16 protein-coding genes are annotated in these 23027 nt (G+C 71.0%); 7 read left to right on the top strand and 9 right to left on the bottom strand.

Annotation, left to right across the window (positions count from 1 at the left end):
* Positions 1 to 544 precede the first annotated feature (544 nt).
* Positions 545 to 3676: an isoleucine--tRNA ligase gene (ileS, locus tag ACZ46W_RS13595; RefSeq protein WP_468336087.1), complete on the bottom strand. Its 3132-nt coding sequence runs from the start codon at positions 3674 to 3676 to the stop codon at positions 545 to 547.
* Between the two features lie 573 nt (positions 3677 to 4249).
* Here ileS and ACZ46W_RS13600 point away from each other — a divergent pair.
* From ACZ46W_RS13600 to ACZ46W_RS13620, 5 genes are read left to right on the top strand one after another with little or no spacing between them, the layout of a single operon-like run.
* Positions 4250 to 5605 carry a TraR/DksA family transcriptional regulator gene (locus ACZ46W_RS13600; protein ID WP_468336090.1) on the top strand — a complete coding sequence of 452 codons (1356 nt, stop codon included), beginning with the start codon at positions 4250 to 4252 and terminating at the stop codon, positions 5603 to 5605.
* Positions 5606 to 5663: 58 nt separating this feature from the next.
* Positions 5664 to 6224: a signal peptidase II gene (lspA, locus tag ACZ46W_RS13605; RefSeq protein ID WP_468336093.1), complete on the top strand. Its 561-nt coding sequence runs from the start codon at positions 5664 to 5666 to the stop codon at positions 6222 to 6224.
* Between the two features lie 17 nt (positions 6225 to 6241).
* A complete protein-coding gene (locus ACZ46W_RS13610; protein ID WP_468336096.1) occupies positions 6242 to 7183 on the top strand; it encodes an RluA family pseudouridine synthase in 942 nt (313 codons plus the stop codon).
* The gene (locus ACZ46W_RS13615; protein WP_468336099.1) at positions 7180 to 7647 is read left to right on the top strand and encodes a GNAT family N-acetyltransferase; all 468 of its coding nucleotides are present in this window, start codon (positions 7180 to 7182) and stop codon (positions 7645 to 7647) included. Before ACZ46W_RS13610 ends, ACZ46W_RS13615 begins: the two co-directional genes overlap by 4 nt.
* Before the next feature lie 35 nt (positions 7648 to 7682).
* Positions 7683 to 9269, top strand: coding sequence for a Na+/H+ antiporter (locus ACZ46W_RS13620; RefSeq protein ID WP_468336102.1), 1587 nt, complete (start codon positions 7683 to 7685; stop codon positions 9267 to 9269).
* A gap of 16 nt (positions 9270 to 9285) precedes the next feature.
* Here ACZ46W_RS13620 and ACZ46W_RS13625 read toward each other — a convergent pair whose 3' ends face one another.
* Entirely contained in the window at positions 9286 to 10461 is a 1176-nt protein-coding gene (locus ACZ46W_RS13625; RefSeq protein WP_468336105.1) for a mechanosensitive ion channel family protein, read from the bottom strand.
* Between the two features lie 31 nt (positions 10462 to 10492).
* Here ACZ46W_RS13625 and ACZ46W_RS13630 point away from each other — a divergent pair, with 31 nt between their 5' ends.
* Positions 10493 to 11062, top strand: a complete 570-nt coding sequence (locus ACZ46W_RS13630) for a dienelactone hydrolase family protein (RefSeq protein WP_468336108.1) — start codon at positions 10493 to 10495, stop codon at positions 11060 to 11062.
* Positions 11063 to 11105: 43 nt separating this feature from the next.
* Here ACZ46W_RS13630 and ACZ46W_RS13635 read toward each other — a convergent pair whose 3' ends face one another.
* The 6 genes from ACZ46W_RS13635 to ACZ46W_RS13660 all read right to left on the bottom strand — a co-directional run bounded on the left by ACZ46W_RS13635 (position 11106) and on the right by ACZ46W_RS13660 (position 18757).
* Positions 11106 to 12617: a serine/threonine-protein kinase gene (locus ACZ46W_RS13635; protein WP_468336111.1), complete on the bottom strand. Its 1512-nt coding sequence runs from the start codon at positions 12615 to 12617 to the stop codon at positions 11106 to 11108.
* A gap of 20 nt (positions 12618 to 12637) precedes the next feature.
* Positions 12638 to 13606 (bottom strand): zinc metalloprotease, encoded by a 969-nt coding sequence (locus ACZ46W_RS13640; RefSeq protein ID WP_468336114.1) that lies wholly within the window; start codon positions 13604 to 13606, stop codon positions 12638 to 12640.
* A 325-nt stretch (positions 13607 to 13931) separates the two neighbouring features.
* Positions 13932 to 15587 carry an alkaline phosphatase D family protein gene (locus ACZ46W_RS13645; RefSeq protein WP_468336117.1) on the bottom strand — a complete coding sequence of 552 codons (1656 nt, stop codon included), beginning with the start codon at positions 15585 to 15587 and terminating at the stop codon, positions 13932 to 13934.
* Positions 15588 to 15754: 167 nt separating this feature from the next.
* The gene (locus tag ACZ46W_RS13650) at positions 15755 to 16567 is read right to left on the bottom strand and encodes a DsbA family protein (RefSeq protein ID WP_468336120.1); all 813 of its coding nucleotides are present in this window, start codon (positions 16565 to 16567) and stop codon (positions 15755 to 15757) included.
* Between the two features lie 102 nt (positions 16568 to 16669).
* On the bottom strand, positions 16670 to 17356 hold the full coding sequence (locus tag ACZ46W_RS13655) for a hypothetical protein (protein WP_468336123.1): 687 nt from the start codon (positions 17354 to 17356) through the stop codon (positions 16670 to 16672).
* Between the two features lie 75 nt (positions 17357 to 17431).
* Entirely contained in the window at positions 17432 to 18757 is a 1326-nt protein-coding gene (locus ACZ46W_RS13660; protein ID WP_468336999.1) for a DUF2252 domain-containing protein, read from the bottom strand.
* A gap of 204 nt (positions 18758 to 18961) precedes the next feature.
* On the opposite strand from ACZ46W_RS13660, the gene dnaE reads away from it, so the two are divergent.
* Positions 18962 to 22501 (top strand): DNA polymerase III subunit alpha, encoded by a 3540-nt coding sequence (gene dnaE / locus ACZ46W_RS13665; RefSeq protein WP_468336126.1) that lies wholly within the window; start codon positions 18962 to 18964, stop codon positions 22499 to 22501.
* Between the two features lie 287 nt (positions 22502 to 22788).
* Here dnaE and ACZ46W_RS13670 read toward each other — a convergent pair whose 3' ends face one another.
* Positions 22789 to 22959 (bottom strand): hypothetical protein, encoded by a 171-nt coding sequence (locus ACZ46W_RS13670; RefSeq protein ID WP_468336129.1) that lies wholly within the window; start codon positions 22957 to 22959, stop codon positions 22789 to 22791.
* Positions 22960 to 23027 lie beyond the last annotated feature (68 nt).

Here is a 23027-nt window from a genome sequence, read left to right on the forward strand (position 1 = left end):
GGTTTTGTCTGTTTTTGTTGTGTTCGGGGGAAAGGGCGGCGGCGGGTTGTTGTTGGTGGGGTCTTGGGGGTGGGGGGGGGGGGGGGGGGGGCTCCCCCCCCCCCCCCCCTCCCCCCCCCTCCCCCCGGCCCTTTGCGGTGGGCGGTGGGCGGTGCCCCGGTGTCTTGGGAGTCCCTGTTCCCGTTGTGGGCGGTCGTGTTGCACGGCGATGGGGGTCCCCCCTGCTCGAGCGAAGCCGAGAGCCAGGGGGAGGGTGGGCACAACGGGACCGGGGCGGTGCCCTTGCTCGGTTCGCCCTGGGGCGGTGGCTTGTCCGGGTGCGGCCCGATGGGCTGGGCGGTCACCCCGGGTGGGTGGGGGCGGGGCCCCTCCGGGCTCACCTCCTCGAGGCCGGCGGCCTTGGGTGCCATCCAAGGGAGCCCGGCCTTTGCCGCCAACCTCTGCGGGGGCGACCCTGCACGGCCCCGCCCGGGTGGTATGCCGGGTGCGGGACGGGATGCCGAAGGGCCCGGCCACCGAGGTGGCCGGGCCCCAATTCGTCCGGTTACGCCTTGCGGAGGCGGAACGTGAGGGACAGGCCCTCGTCGGTGAACGGCTCGCCGTACGTGGCGTCCGCCTCCCCGGAGGCGAAGTCGGTGGCCAGGACCTCGTCGGCGATCAGCTCGGCGTGGTCCGCGAGGGCCGCGGCGACCTCGGGGTCGGTGGACTCCCAGCGCAGGGCGATCCGGTCGGCGACGTCCAGGCCGCTGTTCTTGCGGGCCTCCTGGATCAGGCGGATCGCGTCACGGGCCAGGCCCGCCCGGCGCAGCTCCGGGGTGATCTCCAGGTCCAGGGCGACCGTCGCGCCCGCGTCCGAGGCGACCGACCAGCCCTCACGCGGGGTCTCGGTGATGATCACCTCGTCGGGGGCCAGGGTGATCGTCTCGCCGTTGACCTCCAGGGTCGCCTCGCCGTTGCGGAGGGCGAGGGACAGCGCGGCCGCGTCGGCGGCGGCGACCGCCTTGGCCACGTCCTGGACGCCCTTGCCGAAGCGCTTGCCCAGGGCCCGGAAGTTCGCCTTGGCGGTCGTGTCGACGAGCGACCCGCCCACCTCCGAGAGGGAGGCCAGGGAGCTGACGTTCAGCTCCTCCGTGATCTGGGCGTGCAGCTCGGGCGACAGGGCCTCGAAGCCCGTGGCGGCGACCAGGGCGCGGGAGAGCGGCTGACGGGTCTTGACGCCCGACTCCGCGCGCGTGGCGCGGCCCAGCTCGACCAGCCGGCGTACGAGGGCCATCTGGGTGGAGAGGGCGGGGTCGATCGCGGAGAGGTCGGCCTCCGGCCAGGTCGAGAGGTGGACGGACTCGGGCGCGTTCGGGGTCACCGGGACGACCAGGTCCTGCCACACGCGCTCGGTGATGAACGGGGTGAGGGGGGCCATCAGGCGCGTGACCGTCTCGACGACCTCGTGGAGCGTACGCAGCGCCGCCTTGTCGCCCTGCCAGAAGCGGCGGCGGGAACGGCGTACGTACCAGTTGGAGAGGTCGTCGACGAACGCGGAGAGCAGCTTGCCGGCGCGCTGGGTGTCGTACGCCTCCAGGGCCTGCGTGACCTGGTCGGTCAGCGCGTGGAGCTCGGAGAGCAGCCAGCGGTCCAGCACCGGGCGGTCGGCGGGCGCCGGGTCGGCGGCCGAGGGCGCCCAGCCCGACGTACGGGCGTACAGCGCCTGGAAGGCGACCGTGTTCCAGTACGTGAGGAGCGTCTTGCGGACGACCTCCTGGATGGTGCCGTGGCCGACGCGCCGCGCGGCCCAGGGCGAGCCGCCGGCCGCCATGAACCAGCGCACCGCGTCCGCGCCGTGCTGGTCCATGAGCGGGATCGGCTGGAGGATGTTGCCCAGGTGCTTGGACATCTTCCGGCCGTCCTCGGCGAGGATGTGGCCCAGGCAGACGACGTTCTCGTACGACGACTTGTCGAAGACGAGCGTGCCGACCGCCATCAGCGTGTAGAACCAGCCGCGCGTCTGGTCGATGGCCTCGGAGATGAACTGCGCCGGGTAGCGCTTTTCGAAGATCTCCTTGTTGCGGTAGGGGTAGCCCCACTGCGCGAACGGCATCGAGCCCGAGTCGTACCAGGCGTCGATCACCTCGGGGACGCGGGTCGCCGTCTCCTGACAGGTGGGGCAGGGGAAGGTGACGTCGTCGATGTACGGGCGGTGCGGGTCCAGGGACGACTGATCGGTGCCCGTCAGCTCGGACAGCTCGGCGAGCGAACCGACGCAGGTGAGGTGGTTCTCCTCGCAGCGCCAGATGGGCAGCGGGGTGCCCCAGTAGCGGTTGCGGGAGAGCGCCCAGTCGATGTTGTTGTTCAGCCAGTCGCCGAAGCGGCCATGCTTGACGGAGTCCGGGAACCAGTTGGTGTTCTCGTTCTCCTCCAGGAGCCGGTCCTTGACGGCGGTCGTACGGATGTACCAGGACGGCTGCGCGTAGTACAGCAGCGCCGTGTGGCAGCGCCAGCAGTGCGGGTAGCTGTGCTCGTACGCGATGTGCTTGAAGAGCCGCCCACGGGCCTGGAGGTCGGCCGTGAGGGCCTCGTCGGCCTTCTTGAAGAACTGGCCGCCGACGAGGTCGAGGTCCTCCTCGAAGGTGCCGTCGGGGCGGACCGGGTTCACGACGGGCAGGCCGTACGCGCGGCAGACCTTGAGGTCGTCCTCACCGAAGGCGGGTGCCTGGTGCACCAGACCCGTACCGTCCTCGGTCGTGACGTAGTCGGCGTTGACGACGAAGTGCGCCGGGGCGGGGAACTCGACGAGGGCGAAGGGGCGCTCGTAGGTCCAGCGCTCCATCTCGGCACCGGTGAAGGTCTGGCCGGTGGCCTCCCAGCCCTCGCCGAGGGCCTTGGCGAGGAGCGGCTCGGCCACGACCAGCTTTTCGGCGCCGTCGGTCGCGACGACGTAGGTGACCTCGGGGTGGGCGGCGACCGCCGTGTTGGACACCAGGGTCCAGGGGGTCGTCGTCCAGACGAGGAGGGCGGCCTCGCCCGCGAGGGGGCCGGAGGTCAGCGGGAAGCGGACGAAGACGGAGGGGTCGACGACCGTCTCGTAGCCCTGGGCCAGCTCGTGGTCGGACAGGCCGGTGCCGCAGCGGGGGCACCAGGGGGCGACGCGGTGGTCCTGGACCAGCAGGCCCTTGTTGAAGATCTCCTTCAAGGACCACCAGACCGACTGGACGTACTCCGGGTCCATGGTGCGGTACGCGTCGTCCAGGTCGACCCAGTAGCCCATCCGGGTCGTCAGCTCGGCGAACGCGTCGGTGTGGCGGGTCACCGACTCGCGGCACTTGGCGTTGAACTCGGCGATGCCGTACGCCTCGATGTCCTTCTTGCCGGAGAAGCCGAGCTCCTTCTCGACGGCGAGCTCGACCGGCAGGCCGTGGCAGTCCCAGCCGGCCTTGCGGGCGACGTGGTAGCCGCGCATGGTGCGGAAGCGGGGGAAGACGTCCTTGAAGACGCGGGCCTCGATGTGGTGCGCGCCGGGCATGCCGTTGGCGGTGGGCGGGCCCTCGTAGAAGACCCACTCCGGGCGGCCCTCGGACTGCTCAAGGGACTTCTGGAAAACCTTGGCCTCGCGCCAGAAATCGAGCACGGCGTGCTCGAGCGCGGGCAGGTCGACCTGGGCGGGTACCTGGCGGTACTGCGACATCGAATCCTCCGGCGGACTGTGACTCGTTCCGTCGGAGGGACGAGAGCGCCAGCGCTGCGCGGCTCCCGCGGTACCACCCTCCTTGGCCCCGGACCGGCCTCGTGGGCGGTCCTGAGCCCCCTCATTGGGGTCGCGATGCCGGTTCTACTGACCGCGCGGTCTCCCGCGGGCGTTCTTCCGGCGGCTCCGGGGTGATGCTTCACATCGGGCTCGCCCCCGGGCTCTCACCGTCCCCGGGTCGCTCATGGCTGCGTACGACGCTACTCGTCCCCATCCAAGCCTTTCGCTGCGCCCAGTGTAAGGGCCCGGACGGACAGCGGCCGACCGGTTTTCCGGGGCGCGGGCGGTGGGCGCGGAAGTGACCCGAATGGCCATACGGGGTCCGGCGGGCTCCGGACGGGCGTGGGGGGCGGATTACCGGGCGGGGAGCTGGGCACAACGGATGCAGGCTGTCCTTGCCGCGGGCATGGGGCGTCCGGACCGGCGGCGTGCCCCGTTGCCGCGGGGCTTGAGTCGATTTATCGTCCCAGCACGATTCGCGAGCAAGATCACAATATGTGAAGGGGCCGCGAGATGGTGGCGAAGAAGACCGCCGCGAAGAAGACGGCGTCCGCGAGATCCACCGCCACGGGCGCGGCGGCCAAGGACACGACGGGGAAGAAGAGCACGGCGTCGTCTGCGGCGGCGACGCGCCCGGCGGCGCCGGCCCGCGCCCGGAAGACGGTCACGAAGAAGACCGTGGCCGGGGCGGGGGCGGTGAGGGGCGACACCACCGCCGCGAAGAAGGCGGACCGGTCCGCGAAGCGCGCCGAGACGGCGGAAGCGGCGGAGGCCGCGGGGCGCACCGCCTCTGAGCGCGCGGGCCCCGCTGCCAAGGAGCCCGCCGCCCGCGCGGCGTCCAGGAAGGCGTCGGCGAGCGATCGGGAAACGGCCGCACAGGAAGGCGGCGGGCAGGCGGCGTCCGCCAAGAGGGCGTCCGCGAAGAAGGCCACGGCTCGGAAGGCCGCGTCCAAGGAGGGTGGCGGCCCCGGCGGGAAGGCGGAGGAAGCGCCGCCCGCGAAGAAGACGGCGGCCCGGAAGAAGGCGACGGCCAAGAAGGCCGACGAGGAGGCGGTCGGCAAGGGCGTGGGCAAGAAGGGAGCGGAAGCAGCCGAGGAGGTGCCCGGCGAGGCGACGGCCAAGAAGGCGACGGCCAGGAAGACGGCGGCCACAAAGGCGCCCGCCAAGAAGGCGCCGGCCAAGAAGGCGCCCGCCAAGAAGACGGCGGCCAAGAAGGCGCCCGCCAAGAAAGCGGCGCCCGAGAAGGCACCCGCCGAGAAGGCGGTCGCCGGGGGCGGGGCCGGGCGAGGGGTGGGAAGGAAGCACGTGGCCGGGAAGGCCGCGGAACAGGCCGCAGTCGCGGCCGAGGGGGCGGCCGAGGCCGCGGAACAGACAGGAGCCAGGACAGTGGCAGCGAAGAAGACCGCGGACGTGACCACGGCGCCGGCCGCCTCGGCCGTACCCCCTGCCCGGGGTGTCGCCGAGACGGCACCGGAGGAGCTCGCCGTACGGCCCGGGGAGGAGCCCTGGAGCTCGGAGGAGGTCGCGGAGGCGCGGGCCGAGCTGGAGGGCGAGGTGGCCCGCCTCCAGGCGGAGATCACCGCCTCCGAGGTGGCCCTGTCCGGGCTGATGCGGGACTCCGGGGACGGCGCCGGGCACGACGAGGCCGACACCGGGACCAAGAACATCACCCGCGAGCACGAGATGGCGCTGGCCGCCAACGCCCGCGCCACCCTGGAGCAGACCCAGCACGCGCTCCAGCGGCTCGACGCGGGCACGTACGGCCTGTGCGAGGTGTGCGGGAAGCCCATCGGCAAGGCGCGCATGCAGGCGTTCCCGCGGGCCACCCTGTGCGTGGAGGACAAGCAGAAGCAGGAACGGCGGGGCTGAACCCGTACGTGTGTGCCGTACCCTCGTGCCTAGTAGGCACCTAGGTTGAGGGACTCACGTGGCAGAGGCGGAGCGCATCATCGGTACGCCGGACGTGGACGGCGAGGCTGCGGCCCCCGCCGAGCAGCCCAAGGGCAAGCGCCGCATCGTCGCGCTGCTCGTCGTGGCCCTGGTGGCCTATCTGCTGGATCTCGGCAGCAAGATGCTCGTGGTGGCCAAGCTGGAGCACCACGAGCCGATCCAGGTCGTCGGTGACCTGCTGAGGTTCGTGGCGGTGCGCAACCCGGGCGCGGCGTTCGGGATCGGCGAGGCGTTCACCGTGATCTTCACGCTCATCGCGGCGGTGGTGATCGTGGTGATCATCCGGCTGGCGCGCAAGCTCTACAGCCTGCCCTGGGCGATCGCCCTGGGCCTGCTCCTCGGTGGTGCGCTCGGCAACCTCACCGACCGGATCTTCCGCTCGCCCGGCGTCTTCGAGGGCGCGGTCGTGGACTTCATCGCGCCCGCGCACTTCGCCGTGTTCAACCTGGCGGACTCGGCGATCGTGTGTGGCGGGTTCCTCATTGTGATCCTGTCGTTCAAGGGGCTGGACCCGGACGGGACCGTTCACAAGGACTGACAAGGCATACTCGACGGGTGAGCACGATTCCCGAGATCCGTACGCTGCCCGTTCCCGATGGCCTCGAAGGCGAGCGAGTCGACGCCGCCATCGCCCGTATGTTCGGGTTTTCCCGCACCAAGGCGGCCGAGCTGGCCGCCGCCGGGAAGGTGCTCGTCGACGGCGCCGCCGTCGGCAAGTCCGAGCGGGTCAGCGGTGGCGCGTGGCTCGAGGTCGAGATGCCCGGGGCGCCCGTTCCCGTGCAGGTCGTCGCCGAACCCGTCGAGGGCATGGAGATCGTGCACGACGACGACGACATCGTCGTGATCGTGAAGCCGGTCGGCGTGGCCGCCCACCCGAGCCCCGGCTGGACGGGGACGACCGTGATCGGCGGCCTCGCGGCGGCCGGGTACCGGATCTCGACGTCCGGTGCCGCCGAGCGGCAGGGCATCGTCCACCGCCTCGACGTCGGCACGTCCGGGCTCATGGTGGTGGCCAAGTCGGAGCGGGCGTACACGCTGCTCAAGGCGCAGTTCCGGGACCGTACGGTCGACAAGCGCTACCACGCGCTCGTGCAGGGGCACCCCGACCCGCTGAGCGGGACGATCGACGCGCCGATCGGACGCCACCCGAACCACGACTACAAGTGGGCCGTGACCGCCGAGGGCAAGCCGTCGGTGACCCACTACGACCTGATCGAGGCGTACCGCGCGGCCTCCCTGCTGGACATCAAGCTGGAGACGGGCCGCACCCACCAGATTCGCGTCCACATGTCGGCCCACCGCCACCCGTGCGTCGGCGACCTGACCTATGGCGCCGATCCCACGATGGCGAAGCGGCTCCGCCTGACCCGGCAGTGGCTGCACGCGGTCCGCCTCGGGTTCGAGCACCCGGCGGACGGCCGGTGGGTCGAGTTCGAGAGCACCTACCCGGACGACCTCCAGGCCGCCCTGGACAGGATCGCCGCGGAGAGCGCGTGAGCGAGTTCGCCGTACGGGAGGCCGTGACCGATGCCGACCGTCAGGCGGGCTTCGCCGTCCGCCGTGAGGTCTTCGTCGCGGAACAGGGGGTACCGGAGGAGATCGAGTACGACTCCTACGACGCCACCGCCGTCCACGTGCTGGCCGTCCGCCGTGCCGACGGGGTCGCCCTCGGAACCGGCAGGCTGCTGTACGGGGCCGACGCGGCCGGCAAGACCGGTGGCGCCGAGGGCGTGGGCTCGCTGGGCCGGCTCGCGGTGGCCAGGGCCGCGCGGGGCCTCGGCGTCGGCGTGGCCCTGGTACAGGCCATCGAGGAGGCGGCACGCGCGCGTGGGCTGACCGCGGTGGACCTGCACGCCCAGACGCAGGCGCTCGGGTTCTACGAGCGGCTCGGTTACGAGGCGTACGGCGACGAGTTCCAGGACGCCGGCATACCCCACCAGGCGATGCGGCGCGTGCTGTAACGACCATCGTGGGGTGAACGGCCGGAGGGCGCACCATGGACCAACTGGCTCTGCTTCTCGTGCTGTTGCTCGGGGCGGTGGTGACCGTGCCCCTGGGGGAGCGGCTGGGGCTGCCCGCCCCGGTGCTGATGACGCTCGCGGGCGTGGTGCTGGCGCTGCTGCCCTTCGTGCCGAACGTGGAGATCCCGCCGGAGTTCATCCTTCCGCTGGTCCTGCCGCCGCTGCTGTACGCGACGGTGCAGCGCACGTCGTGGCGCCAGTTCGCCGCCAACAAGCGCCCCATCTTCCTGCTGGCGGTGGCGCTGGTCTTCGTCACCACGGCCGCCGTCGCCGCGGTGGCGAGCGCGGTCGTGCCCGGTCTGCCGATCGCCGCCGCCGTGGCGCTCGGCGCGCTGGTCGCGCCCCCGGACCCGGTCGCCGCGACCGCCGTCGCCGGCTCCCTGGGGCTGCCGCGCCGGCTCGTGTCGATCCTGGAGGGCGAGGGGCTGTTCAACGACGTCACGGCGATCGTGCTCTACCACGTGGCGATCGGCGCGGCCGTCGGCGGAACGTTCTCCTGGGCGGGCGCGGCCGGGGAGCTGGTGCTGTCCGCCGTCGTCGCCATCGTGGTCGGGTTCGCGCTGGGCTGGCTCTCCAACAAGCTGATGGGGCTGCTGGGCGACGCGACCCTCCAGACCGGGCTCACGCTGCTGGTGCCCTTCGTCAGTTACGTGCTCGCCGAAGAACTGCACGGTTCCGGCGTCCTCGCGGTCCTGGTCACCGCCCTGTTCCTCGCCGAGCACGCCACGGACGCGGACGACGTGATGGGCCGGATCGCCGGGCGGACGTTCTGGGAGATCGTCGACACCCTCGTCACGGGCATCGCCTTCGGGCTGATCGGCCTGGAGCTGCACAACGTCTTCGGCACGGCCGACGGGCGCGAGCTGCGGATGCTGGGCTGGGGCGCGGCCATCGCCGGCTGCGTCGTGGGCGTGCGGCTGCTGTGGCTGCTGCCGGCCACCTGGCTCGCCAAACGGCTCCACACGCGCCGGGACTACGACGAGGAGATCCCCATGAGCTGGCGGGAGACCGTCGTCATGTGGTGGTCCGGCATGCGGGGCGTGGCGTCGGTCGCGCTGGCGCTCGCGATCCCGTTGCGCACGGAGGACGGGGCGCCGTTCCCGGGGCGGGACGAGATCGTCTTCATCGCCTTCTGCGTCATCATGGCGACGCTCGTCCTCCAGGGCCTCACCCTGCCGTGGCTCGTGAAGAGGCTCGGCGTGCGCGCCGACACGGACGCGGAGCGGGAGCTGGAGCGGAAGCTCGCCATCCGGGCCGCGAAGGCCGCGAAACGGCGCCTCAAGGAGATCCAGGAGGTGGAGCCGCTCCCGGAGGACCTCCAGGAGCGGCTCCAGCGCGTCGCGTTCGACGTGGGGGCGCGGATCAGCCCCGACCTGGTCGACGAGGAGCGGCGGTCGGCCTCCGCCCGGCGGGCGGAGCGGTTCCAGGCGATGCAGCGCATCCAGCGGGAACTGATGTCGGCGGCCCGCCACGAGGTGCTCTCCGCCCGCAGCGAGCCCGGTGCCGACCCGGAGGTCGTCGACCGCGTCCTGCGCCACCTGGACGTCCGCAGCCTGCGGTGAGGGCGGGCCGGCGGGGTCAGCCGCGGCCCGTGCGGGGCGCGTCCTTGGCGGGGGCCTCGCCGTCCAGGGCGTAGGCGTCCGCGTTGTTGGTGTGGACCTCGGCCGGGCGGGGCTGCCGGGCGGACACGCCGCGTTCGGGCCACTGGCCGTCCGGGGGCAGCGACGCCGGGGACGTGGCGATGCGGGGGAGCGCGTAGCGGTGCTTCTCGTACAGCCAGGCGATCATCTGCTCGCGTACGACGCACCGCACCGTCCAGATGTCGTCCGCGTCCTTCGCCGTGACGACCGCCCGCACCTGGATCGTGCTGGGGGTGGTGTCCGTGACGGCAAGGGACCAGTCGCGGCCGTCCCAGGCCGGGCAGTCCGCCAGGACGGCCTTGAGCTTCTCGCGCATCAGGCCCACCGGAGCCGAGTGGTCCAGGTGGAAGAAGACCGTGCCGGTCATCTGGGCGCCGCCGCGTGACCAGTTCTCGAACGGCTTGCTGGTGAAGTACGACACCGGCATCGTGATCCGCCGCTCGTCCCACGTCCGTACGGCCAGGAACGTCAGCGTGACCTCCTCCACCACGCCCCACTCGCCGTCCACGACCACCGTGTCGCCGATCCGCACCATGTCGCCGAAGGCGATCTGGAAGCCGGCGAAGAGGTTCCCGAGCGTGGACTGCGCCGCGACACCGGCGACGATGCCGATGATGCCCGCCGAGGCGAGCATGGACGTACCGATCGTCCGGAAGTCCGGGAACGTCAGCAGCATCGCGGCGACCGCGACCACGCCGACCACCGCCGTGACGATCCGCATGATCAGCGTGACCTGGGTCCGGACCCGGCGCACGCGCGCGGCGTCACGGGTGGATGAGGCGTAACGGGCGTAACTGGACTCGACTATGGCCGCCGCGATCCGCACCACGAGCCACGCGCTCGCCCCGATCAGTACCAGTGTCAGGGCCTGGCCGATCCCGGCCTCATGGTCCTCGATCACCGCCCACTTCGTCTGCCGGTACGAGCCGCGGAGCAGCGCGGTGAGCAGAACCACCTGAAGGGGCAGCCTGCAGCGGCGCAGCAGCCCCCACAGCGGGGTCTCGTGGTGCCGGGCGTCGGCTCGGCGCAGCGTGACATCGGCGAGGTAGCCGACCACCAGCGTGAGCACGACCGAGCCGCCGACGACGGTCAACGGGCGCAGTACGTTCTCCATGGCTCCGCATTCCAAATGGCAGGATGGCCGGATGGACATCATGCTCTTCCACTCGGCCTACGGTCCGCGCCCGGCCGTGCACGCGGCAGCCGACCGGCTGCGCGCCGCCGGGCACCACGTGCACGTGCCCGACCTGTACGACGGTCAAACGGCCGGCACCGTGGAAGAGGGCATGGCCATCAAGGACGGCATCGGCAAGGAGGAGCTGCTCAAGCGGGCCGTCATGGCGGCCGCCCCGTACTCCGAGCAAGGGCTCGTGTACGCGGGGTTCTCCCTGGGCGCGTCCATCGCGCAGACCCTGGCGCTCGGCGACGAGAAGGCGCGCGGGCTGCTGCTGTTGCACGGGACGTCGGACATCGCGCCGAACGCCTCGGTGGACGAGCTTCCCGTACAGCTCCATGTCGCCGACCCGGACCCGTTCGAGCCGCAGGACTGGCTGAACGCCTGGTACCTGGGGATGCGGCGGGCGGGCGCGGACGCCGAGGTGTACCGCTACCCGGGCGCCGGGCACCTGTACACCGACCCGGACCTGCCCGACTACGACGAGGAGGCCGCCGAGCGGACCTGGGCGATCGCCCTGTCGTTCCTGGACGGCCTGTAGGGCCTGGAGCGCCTGTGGTGCCTGCAGGAGGGCCCGTGGCGCTTCACGCGCGCGTGCAGCGGCCGCTGATGGCGCCGGGGCCGGGGACGCACTGGTAGCCGAAGTCCGAGGAGCGGTGGCTCAGATAGCGGCCGAGGCAGTCGTTCTTGGAGGTGAGCCCCGCGGACCGGCACCATTGCGCGGCTTCCGTGCCGCTGTTGAAGCCCGGCACGTAGAACACCCAGTAGCCGGGGCGCAGGGAGGCGTACGCGTCGCTGTCCAGGTAGTCGGCCTCCTCCAGGCCCTTGTCGCGCAGGGACGCGGCCATGCGCGCGCGTGCGCCGGTGCCCGAGGACTTGGACACGGAGGCGAGCTGGGCGATCCAGCTCTCGGCCAGCGGGTCGGAGGGCGTGGACGGCGGCGGTGGCGCCTGGGTGGGGCTGTGCGTCGTCGGCCGGGCGGTCGTGGGCGTGGCGGTCGTGGGCGTGGCGGTGGTCGGCCCGGCGGTCGTCGGGTGTGCCGTGGCGGTCGGGGAGGGCGTCGAGCCGTTCACACCGTCGGCGCGCGTGGCCGGCCCGTCGCGCAGTACCAGTACCAGGGCGGTCGCGGCGGCCAGCGCCACGGCCACCGAGACGGCCGCGACCACGACCGGGGTACGGCTCCGGGCCGGGTGGTCGGCCCGTGTGACGGCATCCGGGAGCGGCGCTGGTGGCGTGGGACGCGGCGGCGCGGTCACCGTCGGCTGCGCCGACCAGTGCGGCGGGGGTGTCGTGTCGCTCTCGGCCAGCGCGAGCATCGCGTCCAGCCGGGCCGCGTCGGGGCGGGCCACCGGGTCGCGGACGAGCAGGGCGGCGAGGACGGGCGCGAGGGGCCCGGACCGTACGGGCGGGGGGACCGGGTCGTCGAGGACGGCCGCCAGGGTGGCCAGCGTCGTGGCGCGGCGCAGCGGGCTGACGCCCTCCACGCACACGTACAGCACGAGGCCCAGCGACCACAGGTCGGAGGACGGGTCGTCGTCCACGCCCCGGATGCGCTCGGGTGCGATGTACTCGGGCGAGCCGACCAGCTCGCCGGTCACCGTCAGCGACGTGGAGCCCTGGAGCGCGGCGATGCCGAAGTCGGTGAGGACCGCGCTCCCGTCCGCCCGCAGCAGGACGTTCGCGGGCTTGACGTCCCGGTGCCGGATGCCGGCCGCGTGGGCGGCGCGCAGGGCGGCCAGCACCTGCCGGCCGATGCGCGCCGCCTCCACCGGGGGCAGCGGGCCCTCCCGGGCGAGCCGGTCCTGGAGGGAGGTGCCGGGCAGCAGCTCCATCACGATCCACGGATGGGGCCGCACGTCCACGATGTGATGGACGGTCACCACGTGCGGGTGGCTCAGCCGGGCCAGCGCCCGCGCCTCGCGCAGGACCCGCTCGCGCATGGCGTCGGCTGGCCCGGCGTCGTACCGCACCTCCTTGAGGGCCACCTCGCGGTGGAGCACGGTGTCGCGTGCCCGCCACACCGTGCCCATGCCCCCGCTGCCGAGCCGTTGCAGCAGCTCGAACCGACCGTCGATCACGTCCCCCGGCGCACTCATGGCGCCAGGTTAGAGGGAAGTCAGCCTGCCCGGTACGCCGTCCAGTGGTCCTTCATCCGCTGCACCTGGCCCGCCGTGAACTGGTACATGCACGCGTCGTACGTGTAGTCCATGAAGTTGTGGATCGGGTCGGCACCCGTCTTGTTGACGCAGGTGTCGCGCCCGGTCGGGCACTCGTAGGCCGGGCTCTTCTCGGCGGGCGTGTCGGTCACGTAGTCGCCGTTGCCGTTACAGCCGCCCTGGAAGGTGTGGTAGAGCCCCATCCAGTGGCCGACCTCGTGCGTGCCGGTGTCGCCCTCGGCGTAGTTGGTGGCCGAGCCGCCCGGCAGGGAGGCGTCGAGCACGACGACACCGTCCATGGTCGGGTTGGACTTGTACGAGGACGGGAAGGTCGCCCAGCCGAGGAGGCCACCGCTGAGGTTGGCCGTGTAGAAGTTGAGCGCACCGGCGCCGCCCTGGCGGAGGGCGGACTTCATGGCCTTCTCCTCGGCGGAGCCGGAACTCAGGTTGTACCAGGCGGCGTTGTTCGTGTAGTCCGTGCCGGCCAGTGTGAAGGTGAAGCCGGAGTCGGTGTTGCCGGTGCCCTGGCCGCCGAAGGCGGAGTTGAGGACGGCCATCTGCGCGTTGATGTCGGTCGCGCTGAGCTTGCCCGTCTCGCCGTCGTGGATGACGTGGAAGTAGACCGGGATCGTGGTGGCGGCGGCGACGTTCATGCGGCCCCCGTTCGCGCGGGCCGCCTCCAGTCTCTTCTTCAGGTCCGCGTCCATGGCCTTGGCCTTGGCGTCGGTGACCTCGTTGGGCTCGTGCGCGTGACCCGCGCCCTCGGGGTGGATCTCGCGCGCGTTGGCGGCGCCCGAACCCTCGGCGCACTCCTCGGTGACCGTGGTGGCGGCCGGCGACGTGGCGGCGGCGACACCCGTCGGGGCGGAGAGCGGGAAGAGGGCCAGGGATCCGGCCATGACCGCCGTGCCCAGAACACGGCGGTGCATACGCGGAGATATTCGGGCAAGAGCACGCATGGTGACTCCTCGCGTGGGGGTGTGGAGAGGGCCTTCCTCGCCACCGCGGGGAGATTACGTGGCCATGTCAGATCTTGATGAGCATTGAACAAGCCCAATCAATCGTTGAGTAATTGAAGACATCAGGGAGAAATCCTTCGGTCCGTTCCAGACTCCGAGACGTCCGCGTAACAGAACTGGCACCCAGTGCGGGCGGTGTGTCCGCATTCGATCTACGGAACACACCGCCCGCCATGGTGCTGTGATCTCCTGTTAACAACCAGAGGATTGGCTGAAAATCATCGCTGAAGGACCGTCATCGAACCGGTTCGTTCACCCGCTCGACCTTCTGCGTTCCGCTGAGCGTCCGGTAGGACCGTATCCAGGCCGAGGACGCGTCCGGCTTCGTCTTGTCGGAGACGGTGTAGTAGTCCATCTGCGAGCGCTCCGCGGTCACGTCGAGGACGCCGTACCCGTGGTTGTCCATGTCCACCCACTTCACATGGCGGTTGGCGCCCCTGATCGCCGCCGCGGCGGCCAGCGAGACCGTGCCCGGCGCCACGTGCAGGATGTCGTCCAGGTTGTCGGAGGTCACCGACGTCACCACGAACTCGGTCGCCGCCGACCGCGACGCCGGGTAGGTGGCCGCCGTCACCGGTACGTCGTTGGCCCACGCCATGTGGATGTCGCCGGTCAGGAACACGGTGTTGGTGATGGAACGGTCCGTCAGGTGGGCGAGCAGCTCCTTGCGGTCGTCCGTGTAGCCGTCCCACTGGTCCACGTTGATCGCCAGGCCGCCCTTGGGCAGCCCCAGCAGCTCCGCCACGGGGCCCATCAGGTGGGCGGGCAGGGAGCCGAAGGCGACCGGCGAGATCATTACCGAGGTGCCGACCAGTTTCCAGGCCGCGTCGGAGGACGCCAGCCCCGCCTTCAGCCAGTCCAGTTGGGCCCGGCCCGTGATCGTGCGGTCCGGGTCGTCGACCCGGCCGCTGCCCGTGGACGCCTGCTGCGAGCGGAACGAGCGGAGGTCCAGCAGGTGCAGGTCGGCCAGTCGGCCGAAGCGCAGCCGGCGGTAGACCGTGCCCTCGGTGGAGGTGCGCACCGGCATCCACTCGAAGTACGCCTGCTTCGCGGCCGCCGCCCGCGCCGCCCAGTCGCCCTCGGTGCCCGGTGTGTGGTTGTCCGCGCCGCCCGACCAGGTGTCGTCGGCGAACTCGTGGTCGTCCCAGATGGCGATCACCGGGTGCGCGGCGTGCAGCGCCTGGAGGTCGCCGTCCGTCTTGTAGGTGCCGTGCCGCAGGCGGTAGTCGGCGAGGGTGACGATCTCGTGCTTCGGCTCGTGCTGCCGTACGACGTACTTGGGCTTGGGGTAGGCGCCGGTCGCGTACTCGTAGATGTAGTCGCCGACGTGGAGGATCGCGTCCAGGTCGGTGCGGGCGGCGAGGTGGCGGTAGGCGGAGAAGTGGCCGGCCTCCCAGTTGGCGCAGGAGACGACGCCGAAGCGGACACCGTCCGTCGTGGCGTCGGCGGCCGGGGTCGTGCGGGTCCGGCCGACGGGGGAGACGGACGTCGCGGCATCCGTACCGGCCGTGAAGCGGAAGTAATAGGCGGTCTCCTGGCGAAGGCCCCTTACATCCACCTTGACGGTGTGGTCGGACGCGGCCGTCGCCGTGGCCGTGCCCCTGGACACGGTCCGGGTGAAGGCTCTGTCCTCGGCGACCTCCCATCTCACCTCGGTGTCCGGGCCCTTGCCGGAACCGGGGAGGGCGTCGGGGGAGGGGGTCACGCGCGTCCAGAGCAGGACGCCGTCGGGCAGCGGATCGCCGGAGGCGACCCCGTGGAGGAAGGCCGGGGCCCGGACCTCCGCCGCGGCGGGCGGGGCGGCGGCCAGGACGGGCGCGGCGACAGCGGTGGCGGCAGCGGCCTTGACGACCGTGCGGCGGCTGGGTGTGGAAAGAGAACGACTGGTCACGGCCGATCAGATTACTGATCGGTAGAGCACTTGGGCGGACGAACTACCCTGAGTTCGCCCGCCCGTTGGCCGAAAGCCGCGCCTTGCTCCCCAGGCGTACCCGCCCCGTGCCTGAGCGGCGGCTTCAGGCGCGGTCGCCCTTCTGGAGCGGTTTCCTTCCGGAGCGGCTACTTCTTGAGCGCCTCGTCGATCGCGGCGGTGAAGTCGGCAGCCGTCATGGGGGCGTTGCCCCGCGCGTCCGTCACCGGCTTGCCGTCCATCTTCACCGTGGGCGTGCCCTTCACCCCGCTCTTGCCGAAGGCCTCGGACATCTTGAGCGCCCAGGCGTCGAAGGTGCCCTCCTCGACGTTCTTCTTGAACGCGGCGTTGCTCTTGAGCGCCGGGACGGTCTCGGCGATCTCCAGGAGGTAGGAGTCCTTGGCGAACTTGTCCTGGCTCTCCTCGGGGTGGAACTTGGCCGAGTAGAGGGCCGCCTTGTAGTCCAGGAACGCCTCCGGGCTGACGTCGAGGGCGGCACCCAGCGCGGAGAGCGCGTTCTTGGAGCCCTCACCCTGGTCGCTGTTGTCGATGAAGGTGGCGCCGATGTACTTGAGCTTGTACTTGCCGGCCGCGACGTCCTTCTCGATCGTCTCGCCCACGCCCTGCTCGAACGTCGCGCAGATCGGGCAGCGGGAGTCCTCGTACAGCTCCAGCGTCTTCTTCGCGGCCGGCTTGCCGATGACGAGGGTGGTGCCGTTCTCGCCCGAGGTGTTCTTCGGCGCGGTGACGCTCTTCTGGTCCTTCGCCGCCTCCCAGTGGGAGGGCTTGTTCGCCTGCATCACGGCGTAGCCGACACCACCGGCCACCGCCAGGACGGCGACGGCCGAGACGGCGACGGTGATCTGCCGGCGGAGCTTGTCCTTCTTGGCCTGGCGCTCCCGCTCCTGGCGCAGCCGCTCGCGGGCGGCCGCCTTGTTGGCCTGGCTGTTGCGTGCACTCATGGTGGTGTTCTCCGTGGAATCCGTGCTGAACCGGTGCGAACAGCGCGAATGGCGCGAACGAAGCAAGCCGGTTCGCTCCGGTGTGAAAAGGGACTGCTGCGCTCAGGCGGCGAGAGCCGCCCGGCACGGCGGTCCACGCCGCCCCACGGAGTGCACGAGAAGGCGGGTACGGGACGGGCGCGGCCGGCTCGCGAGCGGGCCGCCCCGCCGCGCGGTCAGGCCGGGCGCGGCCACGACGGCGACCGCGATCAGCAGGGGCCGGAAGGCGAAGGCGGCCACCGCCCGCACCAGGCCGGCCAGCGCGCTCTCGCCCCGCCGCAGCCACGCCGAGGCCACCAGTCCCACCGTGACGTGCGCGGCCAGCAACAGCCACGGCAGCGCCGGGTCGGCGGAGCGGAGCAGGGCGGCGGCACCGCCCTCGGGGGCGACGACACCGGGCAGCGGGGCGCCCACGTCGCCGCCGCACAGCACGTCGACGCCCACCGCCCGCAGGGACCCCGCCACGGGGCCGCCGGCCGGGCCGTAACAGACGTGCTGGCCGGTGGTGAACACCGTGTCGGCGGCCAGCTCCAGCGGGACGAGGAGCCCCGCGATGCGCCAGTACCCGCGCTCGGCGCCCGCCAGCGCGTACGCCACGCCGAAGACACCGGCCGCGACGGCGGCGACGGTCGCCAGCGGTAGCGGCGCCCCCGAGAGCAGCACATGGGAGGCCACGGACAGCGTCACGACCAGTGCCGTGAAGAACGCCGCCCGCAGCCACCTGAGCCGGGTCCCGGAAATGTCGTCCATCGCCCGAGAGTGTGCCACGCCTTGCTGTAAGCGGTCCCTAAAGGATCCGGCCTACCAGGGCCCGCCAGGAGCGGGTCAGAGGCCGGGGATGCGGCCGTTGCGGAAGAGGTCCACGAAGATCTGGTGGTCCGCCCGGGCCCGGGCGCCGTAGCCGTGCGCGAAGTCCACCAGCAGCTCGCCGAAGCCCTCCTCGTCCGCCGCGATCGCCGCGTCGATGGCCCGCTCCGTGGAGAACGGCACCAGGGAGTGCCCGCTCTCGTCGTCCGCCGCCGCGTGCATGGTGGCCGTCGCCCGGCCCAGGTCGGCGACTGTCGCCGCGATCTCCTCCGGGTCGTCGATGTCCGACCAGTCCAGGTCCACGGCGTACGGCGAGACCTCCGCCACCAACTGCCCGGCGCCGTCCAGCTCCGTCCAGCCCAGCCACGGGTCGGCGTGCGCCTGGAGCGCCCGCTGCGAGATGACCGTGCGGTGCCCCTCGTGCTGGAAGTAGCCGCGCACCGCCGGGTCCGTCACATGGCGGGAGACCGCCGGGGTCTGCGCCTGCTTCATGTAGATCACGACGTCGTTCTCGAGGGCGTCGCTGTTGCCTTCGAGGAGGATGTTGTACGAGGGCAGGCCGGCCGACCCTATGCCGATGCCGCGCCGCCCCACCACGTCCTTCACGCGGTACGAGTCCGGCCGGGCCAGGCTCGACTCGGGCAGCGTCTCCAGGTACCCGTCGAACGCGGCCAGCACCTTGTAGCGGGTCGCCGCGTCCAGCTCGATCGCCCCGCCGCCGGCCGAGAACCGGCGCTCGAAGTCCCGGATCTCGGTCATCGACTCCAGCAGCCCGAACCGGGTCAGCGACCGGGCGTCACGCAGCGCGTCCAGCAGCGGGCCCTCGGCCGTGTCCAGGGTGAAGGGCGGGACCTCCTCGTTCTTGGCGCCCGTCGCCAGGGCGTGGATCCGCTCCCGGTAGGCGGCGGCGTAGATCCGTACCAGCTCGGTGATCTGCTCGTCGCTGAGCGCCTTGGTGTAGCCGATCAGCGCCAGGGACGCCGACAGCCGCTTCAGGTCCCAGGTGAACGGCCCGACGTACGCCTCGTCGAAGTCGTTGACGTTGAAGATCAGCCGGCCGTTGGCGTCCATGTACGTGCCGAAGTTCTCGGCGTGCAGGTCGCCGTGGATCCACACCCGGCCGGTCCGCTCGTCCAGGTACGGGCCGCCGTGCCGTTCCCGGTCGAGATCGGCGTAGAACAGGCAGGCCGTGCCCCGGTAGAAGGCGAAGGCCGAGCCGGCCATCTTCCGGAACTTGACCCGGAAGGCGGCCGGGTCGGCGGCCAGGAGCTCGCCGAACGCGGTACCGAAGACGGAGAGGATCTGCTCACCGCGTTCCTCGGCGGTGGGCTGCGGGACCGACATCGCGGGGTGCCTCCTGGTGCGTACGTACACGGGCGCGCGCATGACCGCGCGCATGACAAAAGGGACAGGTGTTCCGTCCCCCTCCAACGCGCGACCGTACTCCCGAGTGCCCGCCCGCCACTCCTCATCGGGCACATCCGTTGTCAGTGGGGCGACGTAGACTTCCGAGCTGTCCCCCATCCCCGACCCCCGGAGGCAGCAGCCGTGTCGAAGCCGCCGTTCACGCACCTTCACGTGCACACCCAGTACTCGCTGCTGGACGGTGCCGCGCGGCTCAAGGACATGTTCAACGCCTGCAACGAGATGGGCATGACGCACATCGCGATGTCGGACCACGGCAACCTGCACGGGGCGTACGACTTCTTCCACTCGGCGCAGAAGGCGGGGGTCACGCCGATCATCGGCATCGAGGCGTACGTCGCGCCCGAGTCCCGGCGCAACAAGCGCAAGATCCAGTGGGGCCAGCCGCACCAGAAGCGGGACGACGTCTCCGGTTCGGGTGGTTACACCCACAAGACGATCTGGGCGGCGAACGCGACCGGCTTGCACAATCTGTTCCGGCTCTCCTCCGACGCGTACAAGGAGGGCTGGCTCCAGAAGTGGCCGCGTATGGACAAGGAGACCATCGCCCAGTGGTCCGAGGGGCTGATCGCCTCCACCGGCTGCCCCTCCGGCGAGCTCCAGACCCGGCTGCGCCTCGGCCAGTTCGACGAGGCGCTGAAGTCGGCCTCCGAGTACCAGGACATCTTCGGCAAGGACCGGTACTTCCTGGAGCTGATGGACCACGGCATCGAGATCGAGCGCCGGGTCCGCGACGGCCTGCTGGAGATCGGCAAGAAGCTCGGCATCCCGCCCCTGGTCACCAACGACTCGCACTACACGTACGCGCACGAGGCCTCCGCCCACGACGCGCTGCTGTGCATCCAGACCGGCAAGAACCTCTCCGACCCGGACCGCTTCAAGTTCGACGGCACCGGCTACTACCTCAAGTCCACCGACGAGATGTACGCCATCGACTCCTCGGACGCCTGGCAGGAGGGCTGCCGCAACACCCTCCTGGTGGCCGAGCAGATCGACACCACCGGCATGTTCGAGAAGCGCGACCTCATGCCGAAGTTCGACATCCCCGAGGGCCACACCGAGGTGAGCTGGTTCAAGGAGGAAGTCCAGCGCGGCATGCACCGCCGCTTCCCCGGCGGCATCCCGGAGGACCGCCAGCAGCAGGTCGAGTACGAGATGGACGTCATCATCCAGATGGGGTTCCCGGGGTACTTCCTCGTCGTCGCCGACTTCATCATGTGGGCCAAGAACCAGGGCATCGCCGTGGGCCCCGGCCGAGGCTCCGCCGCCGGTTCGATCGTGGCGTACGCCCTGGGCATCACCGACCTCGACCCGATCCCGCACGGCCTGATCTTCGAGCGGTTCCTCAACCCCGAGCGCGTCTCCATGCCCGATGTCGACATCGACTTCGACGAGCGTCGGCGCGTCGAGGTGATCAGGTACGTGACCGAGAAGTACGGCGAGGACAAGGTCGCCATGATCGGCACGTACGGCACCATCAAGGCCAAGAACGCGATCAAGGACTCCGCGCGCGTGCTGGGCTACCCGTACGCGATGGGCGACCGCATCACCAAGGCCATGCCCGCCGACGTCCTCGGCAAGGGCATCCCGCTCTCCGGCATCACCGACCCCTCCCACCCCCGGTACTCGGAGGCCGGCGAGGTCCGCTCGATGTACGAGAACGAGCCGGACGTGAAGAAGGTCATCGACACCGCGCGCGGCGTGGAGGGCCTGGTCCGGCAGATGGGCGTGCACGCCGCCGGCGTGATCATGTCCAGCGAGCCCATCGTCGACCACGTCCCCGTCTGGGTGAGGCACACCGACGGCGTGACCATCACCCAGTGGGACTACCCGAGCTGTGAGTCGCTCGGCCTGCTGAAGATGGACTTCCTGGGCCTGCGCAACCTCACGATCATGGACGACGCCGTCAAGATGGTGAAGGCCAACAAGGGGATCGACATCGATCTCCTCGGCCTCCCGCTCGACGACCCGACCACCTTCGAGCTGCTCCAGCGCGGCGACACCCTCGGAGTCTTCCAGTTCGACGGCGGCCCCATGCGGTCCCTGCTGCGGCTGATGAAGCCCGACAACTTCGAGGACATCTCCGCCGTCTCGGCCCTCTACCGGCCGGGCCCGATGGGCATGAACTCGCACACCAACTACGCGCTGCGCAAGAACGGCCAGCAGGAGATCACCCCGATCCACCCCGAGCTGGAGGAGCCGCTCAAGGAGGTCCTCGGCGTCACCTACGGCCTGATCGTCTACCAGGAGCAGGTGCAGAAGGCCGCCCAGATCATCGCCGGGTACTCGCTCGGCGAGGCCGACATCCTCCGCCGCGTCATGGGCAAGAAGAAGCCCGAGGAGCTGGCGAAGAACTTCACCATCTTCCAGGCCGGCGCCAAGAAGAACGGCTACAGCGACGAGGCCATCCAGGCCCTGTGGGACGTGCTGGTCCCCTTCGCCGGATACGCCTTCAACAAGGCCCACTCCGCCGCGTACGGACTGGTCTCGTACTGGACGGCCTACCTCAAGGCCAACCACCCCGCCGAGTACATGGCGGCGCTGCTCACCTCGGTCAAGGACGACAAGGACAAGTCGGCCGTCTACCTGAACGAGTGCCGCCGCATGGGCATCAAGGTGCTCCCGCCCAACGTCAACGAGTCCGAGTCGAACTTCGCCGCCCAGGGTGACGACGTCATCCTCTTCGGCCTGTCCGCCGTGCGGAACGTCGGCACCAACGTCGTCGAGTCGATCATCCGGTGCCGCAAGGCGAAGGGGAAGTACACCTCCTTCCCCGACTTCCTCGACAAGGTCGAGGCGGTCGTCTGCAACAAGCGCACCATCGAGTCGCTCATCAAGGCCGGTGCCTTCGACGAGATGGGCCACACCCGCAAGGGCCTGGTCGCCCACCACGAGCCGATGATCGACAACGTGGTCGCGGTCAAGCGCAAGGAGGCCGAGGGGCAGTTCGACCTCTTCGGCGGCATGGGGGACGAGACCAGCGACGAGCCGGGCTTCGGGCTCGACGTCGAGTTCTCCGACGTCGAGTGGGACAAGTCCTACCTCCTCGCCCAAGAGCGCGAGATGCTCGGCCTGTACGTCTCCGACCACCCGCTCTTCGGCATCGAGCACGTCCTGTCCGACAAGACCGACGCGGCGATCTCCCAGCTCACGGGCGGGGAGCACGCGGACGGCGCGGTCGTCACCATCGGCGGCATCATCTCCGGCCTCCAGCGGAAGATGACCAAGCAGGGCAACGCCTGGGCCATCGCCACCGTCGAGGACCTCGCCGGCTCCATCGAGTGCATGTTCTTCCCGGCGACGTACCAGCTCGTGTCCACCCAGCTCGTCGAGGACACCGTGGTCTTCGTCAAGGGCCGCCTCGACAAGCGCGAGGACGTGCCGCGGCTGGTCGCCATGGAGCTGATGGTCCCCGACCTGTCGTCGGCCGGCACCAACGCGCCCGTGGTGCTCACCATCCCGACCGTCAAGGTCACCCCGCCGATGGTCAGCCGCCTCGGCGAGATCCTCACCCACCACAAGGGCAACACCGAGGTGCGGATCAAGCTCCAGGGCCCGCGGTCGACCACCGTGCTCCGGCTCGACCGGCACCGCGTCCAGCCCGACCCGGCACTCTTCGGCGACCTCAAGGTGCTGCTCGGCCCCTCCTGCCTGGCCGGCTGACGGGCTGACGGGCTGACCGACTGGGGCCCGGCTCCGGCTGGGGCCTGCCCCGGCTGGGCCCGGCTCGACGCGGGCCGGCTCCGGCTGGGCCCGGCTCGGGCTCGTCCCTGGGGCCCGGCTCGGGCTCGCCCCTGGGTCCCCGCCCCGGTCGCGGGCGCGGCCCGTGCCCCGGCTCGGCTCGGTGCGGCCGCGGCCCGGCCCCGGCTTCCCGCGCGGAAGGGGCGCGCCCGTCGTCACGGGTGCGCCCCTTCCGGCGTACGCGGGGTACGCCGCGCGTTCAGGCGTGCCTAGTTGTGGCCGAACCTCTTCTGCCGCCCCTTGCGCGCGACGTCCGCCGGAGAGGCCGCCATGCGGTGCTCGGACTGGGCCTCCAGCGAGGTCTGCTGGGCCTGCTGCGCGCCGCGCTCCGCAGCCGACGCCTTCTGCTGACTGCGGTTCTGCTTCTTGTCCTTGGCCATGGTGATGCCTCCTGTGGGGGTGTAGGGGCCAGGGCCGCTGCCAGACTCACATACGTACATAATGCGCG

It is taken from the genome of Streptomyces sp. NPDC031064, assembly GCF_055570965.1.

Bases quoted from the DNA above. Each gene is read 5' to 3' on its own strand.
- ACZ46W_RS13600 (WP_468336090.1), top strand. From the start codon at position 4,250: ATGGTGGCGAAGAAGACCGCCGCGAAGAAGACGGCGTCCGCGAGATCC.
- ACZ46W_RS13635 (WP_468336111.1), bottom strand. From the start codon at position 12,617: ATGAGTGCGCCGGGGGACGTGATCGACGGTCGGTTCGAGCTGCTGCAA.
- ACZ46W_RS13625 (WP_468336105.1), bottom strand. From the start codon at position 10,461: ATGGAGAACGTACTGCGCCCGTTGACCGTCGTCGGCGGCTCGGTCGTG.
- ileS (WP_468336087.1), bottom strand. From the start codon at position 3,676: ATGTCGCAGTACCGCCAGGTACCCGCCCAGGTCGACCTGCCCGCGCTC.
- ACZ46W_RS13655 (WP_468336123.1), bottom strand. From the start codon at position 17,356: ATGGACGACATTTCCGGGACCCGGCTCAGGTGGCTGCGGGCGGCGTTC.
- ACZ46W_RS13620 (WP_468336102.1), top strand. From the start codon at position 7,683: ATGGACCAACTGGCTCTGCTTCTCGTGCTGTTGCTCGGGGCGGTGGTG.
- ACZ46W_RS13650 (WP_468336120.1), bottom strand. From the start codon at position 16,567: ATGAGTGCACGCAACAGCCAGGCCAACAAGGCGGCCGCCCGCGAGCGG.
- ACZ46W_RS13640 (WP_468336114.1), bottom strand. From the start codon at position 13,606: ATGCACCGCCGTGTTCTGGGCACGGCGGTCATGGCCGGATCCCTGGCC.
- ACZ46W_RS13670 (WP_468336129.1), bottom strand. From the start codon at position 22,959: ATGGCCAAGGACAAGAAGCAGAACCGCAGTCAGCAGAAGGCGTCGGCT.
- ACZ46W_RS13630 (WP_468336108.1), top strand. From the start codon at position 10,493: ATGGACATCATGCTCTTCCACTCGGCCTACGGTCCGCGCCCGGCCGTG.
- ACZ46W_RS13660 (WP_468336999.1), bottom strand. From the start codon at position 18,757: ATGTCGGTCCCGCAGCCCACCGCCGAGGAACGCGGTGAGCAGATCCTC.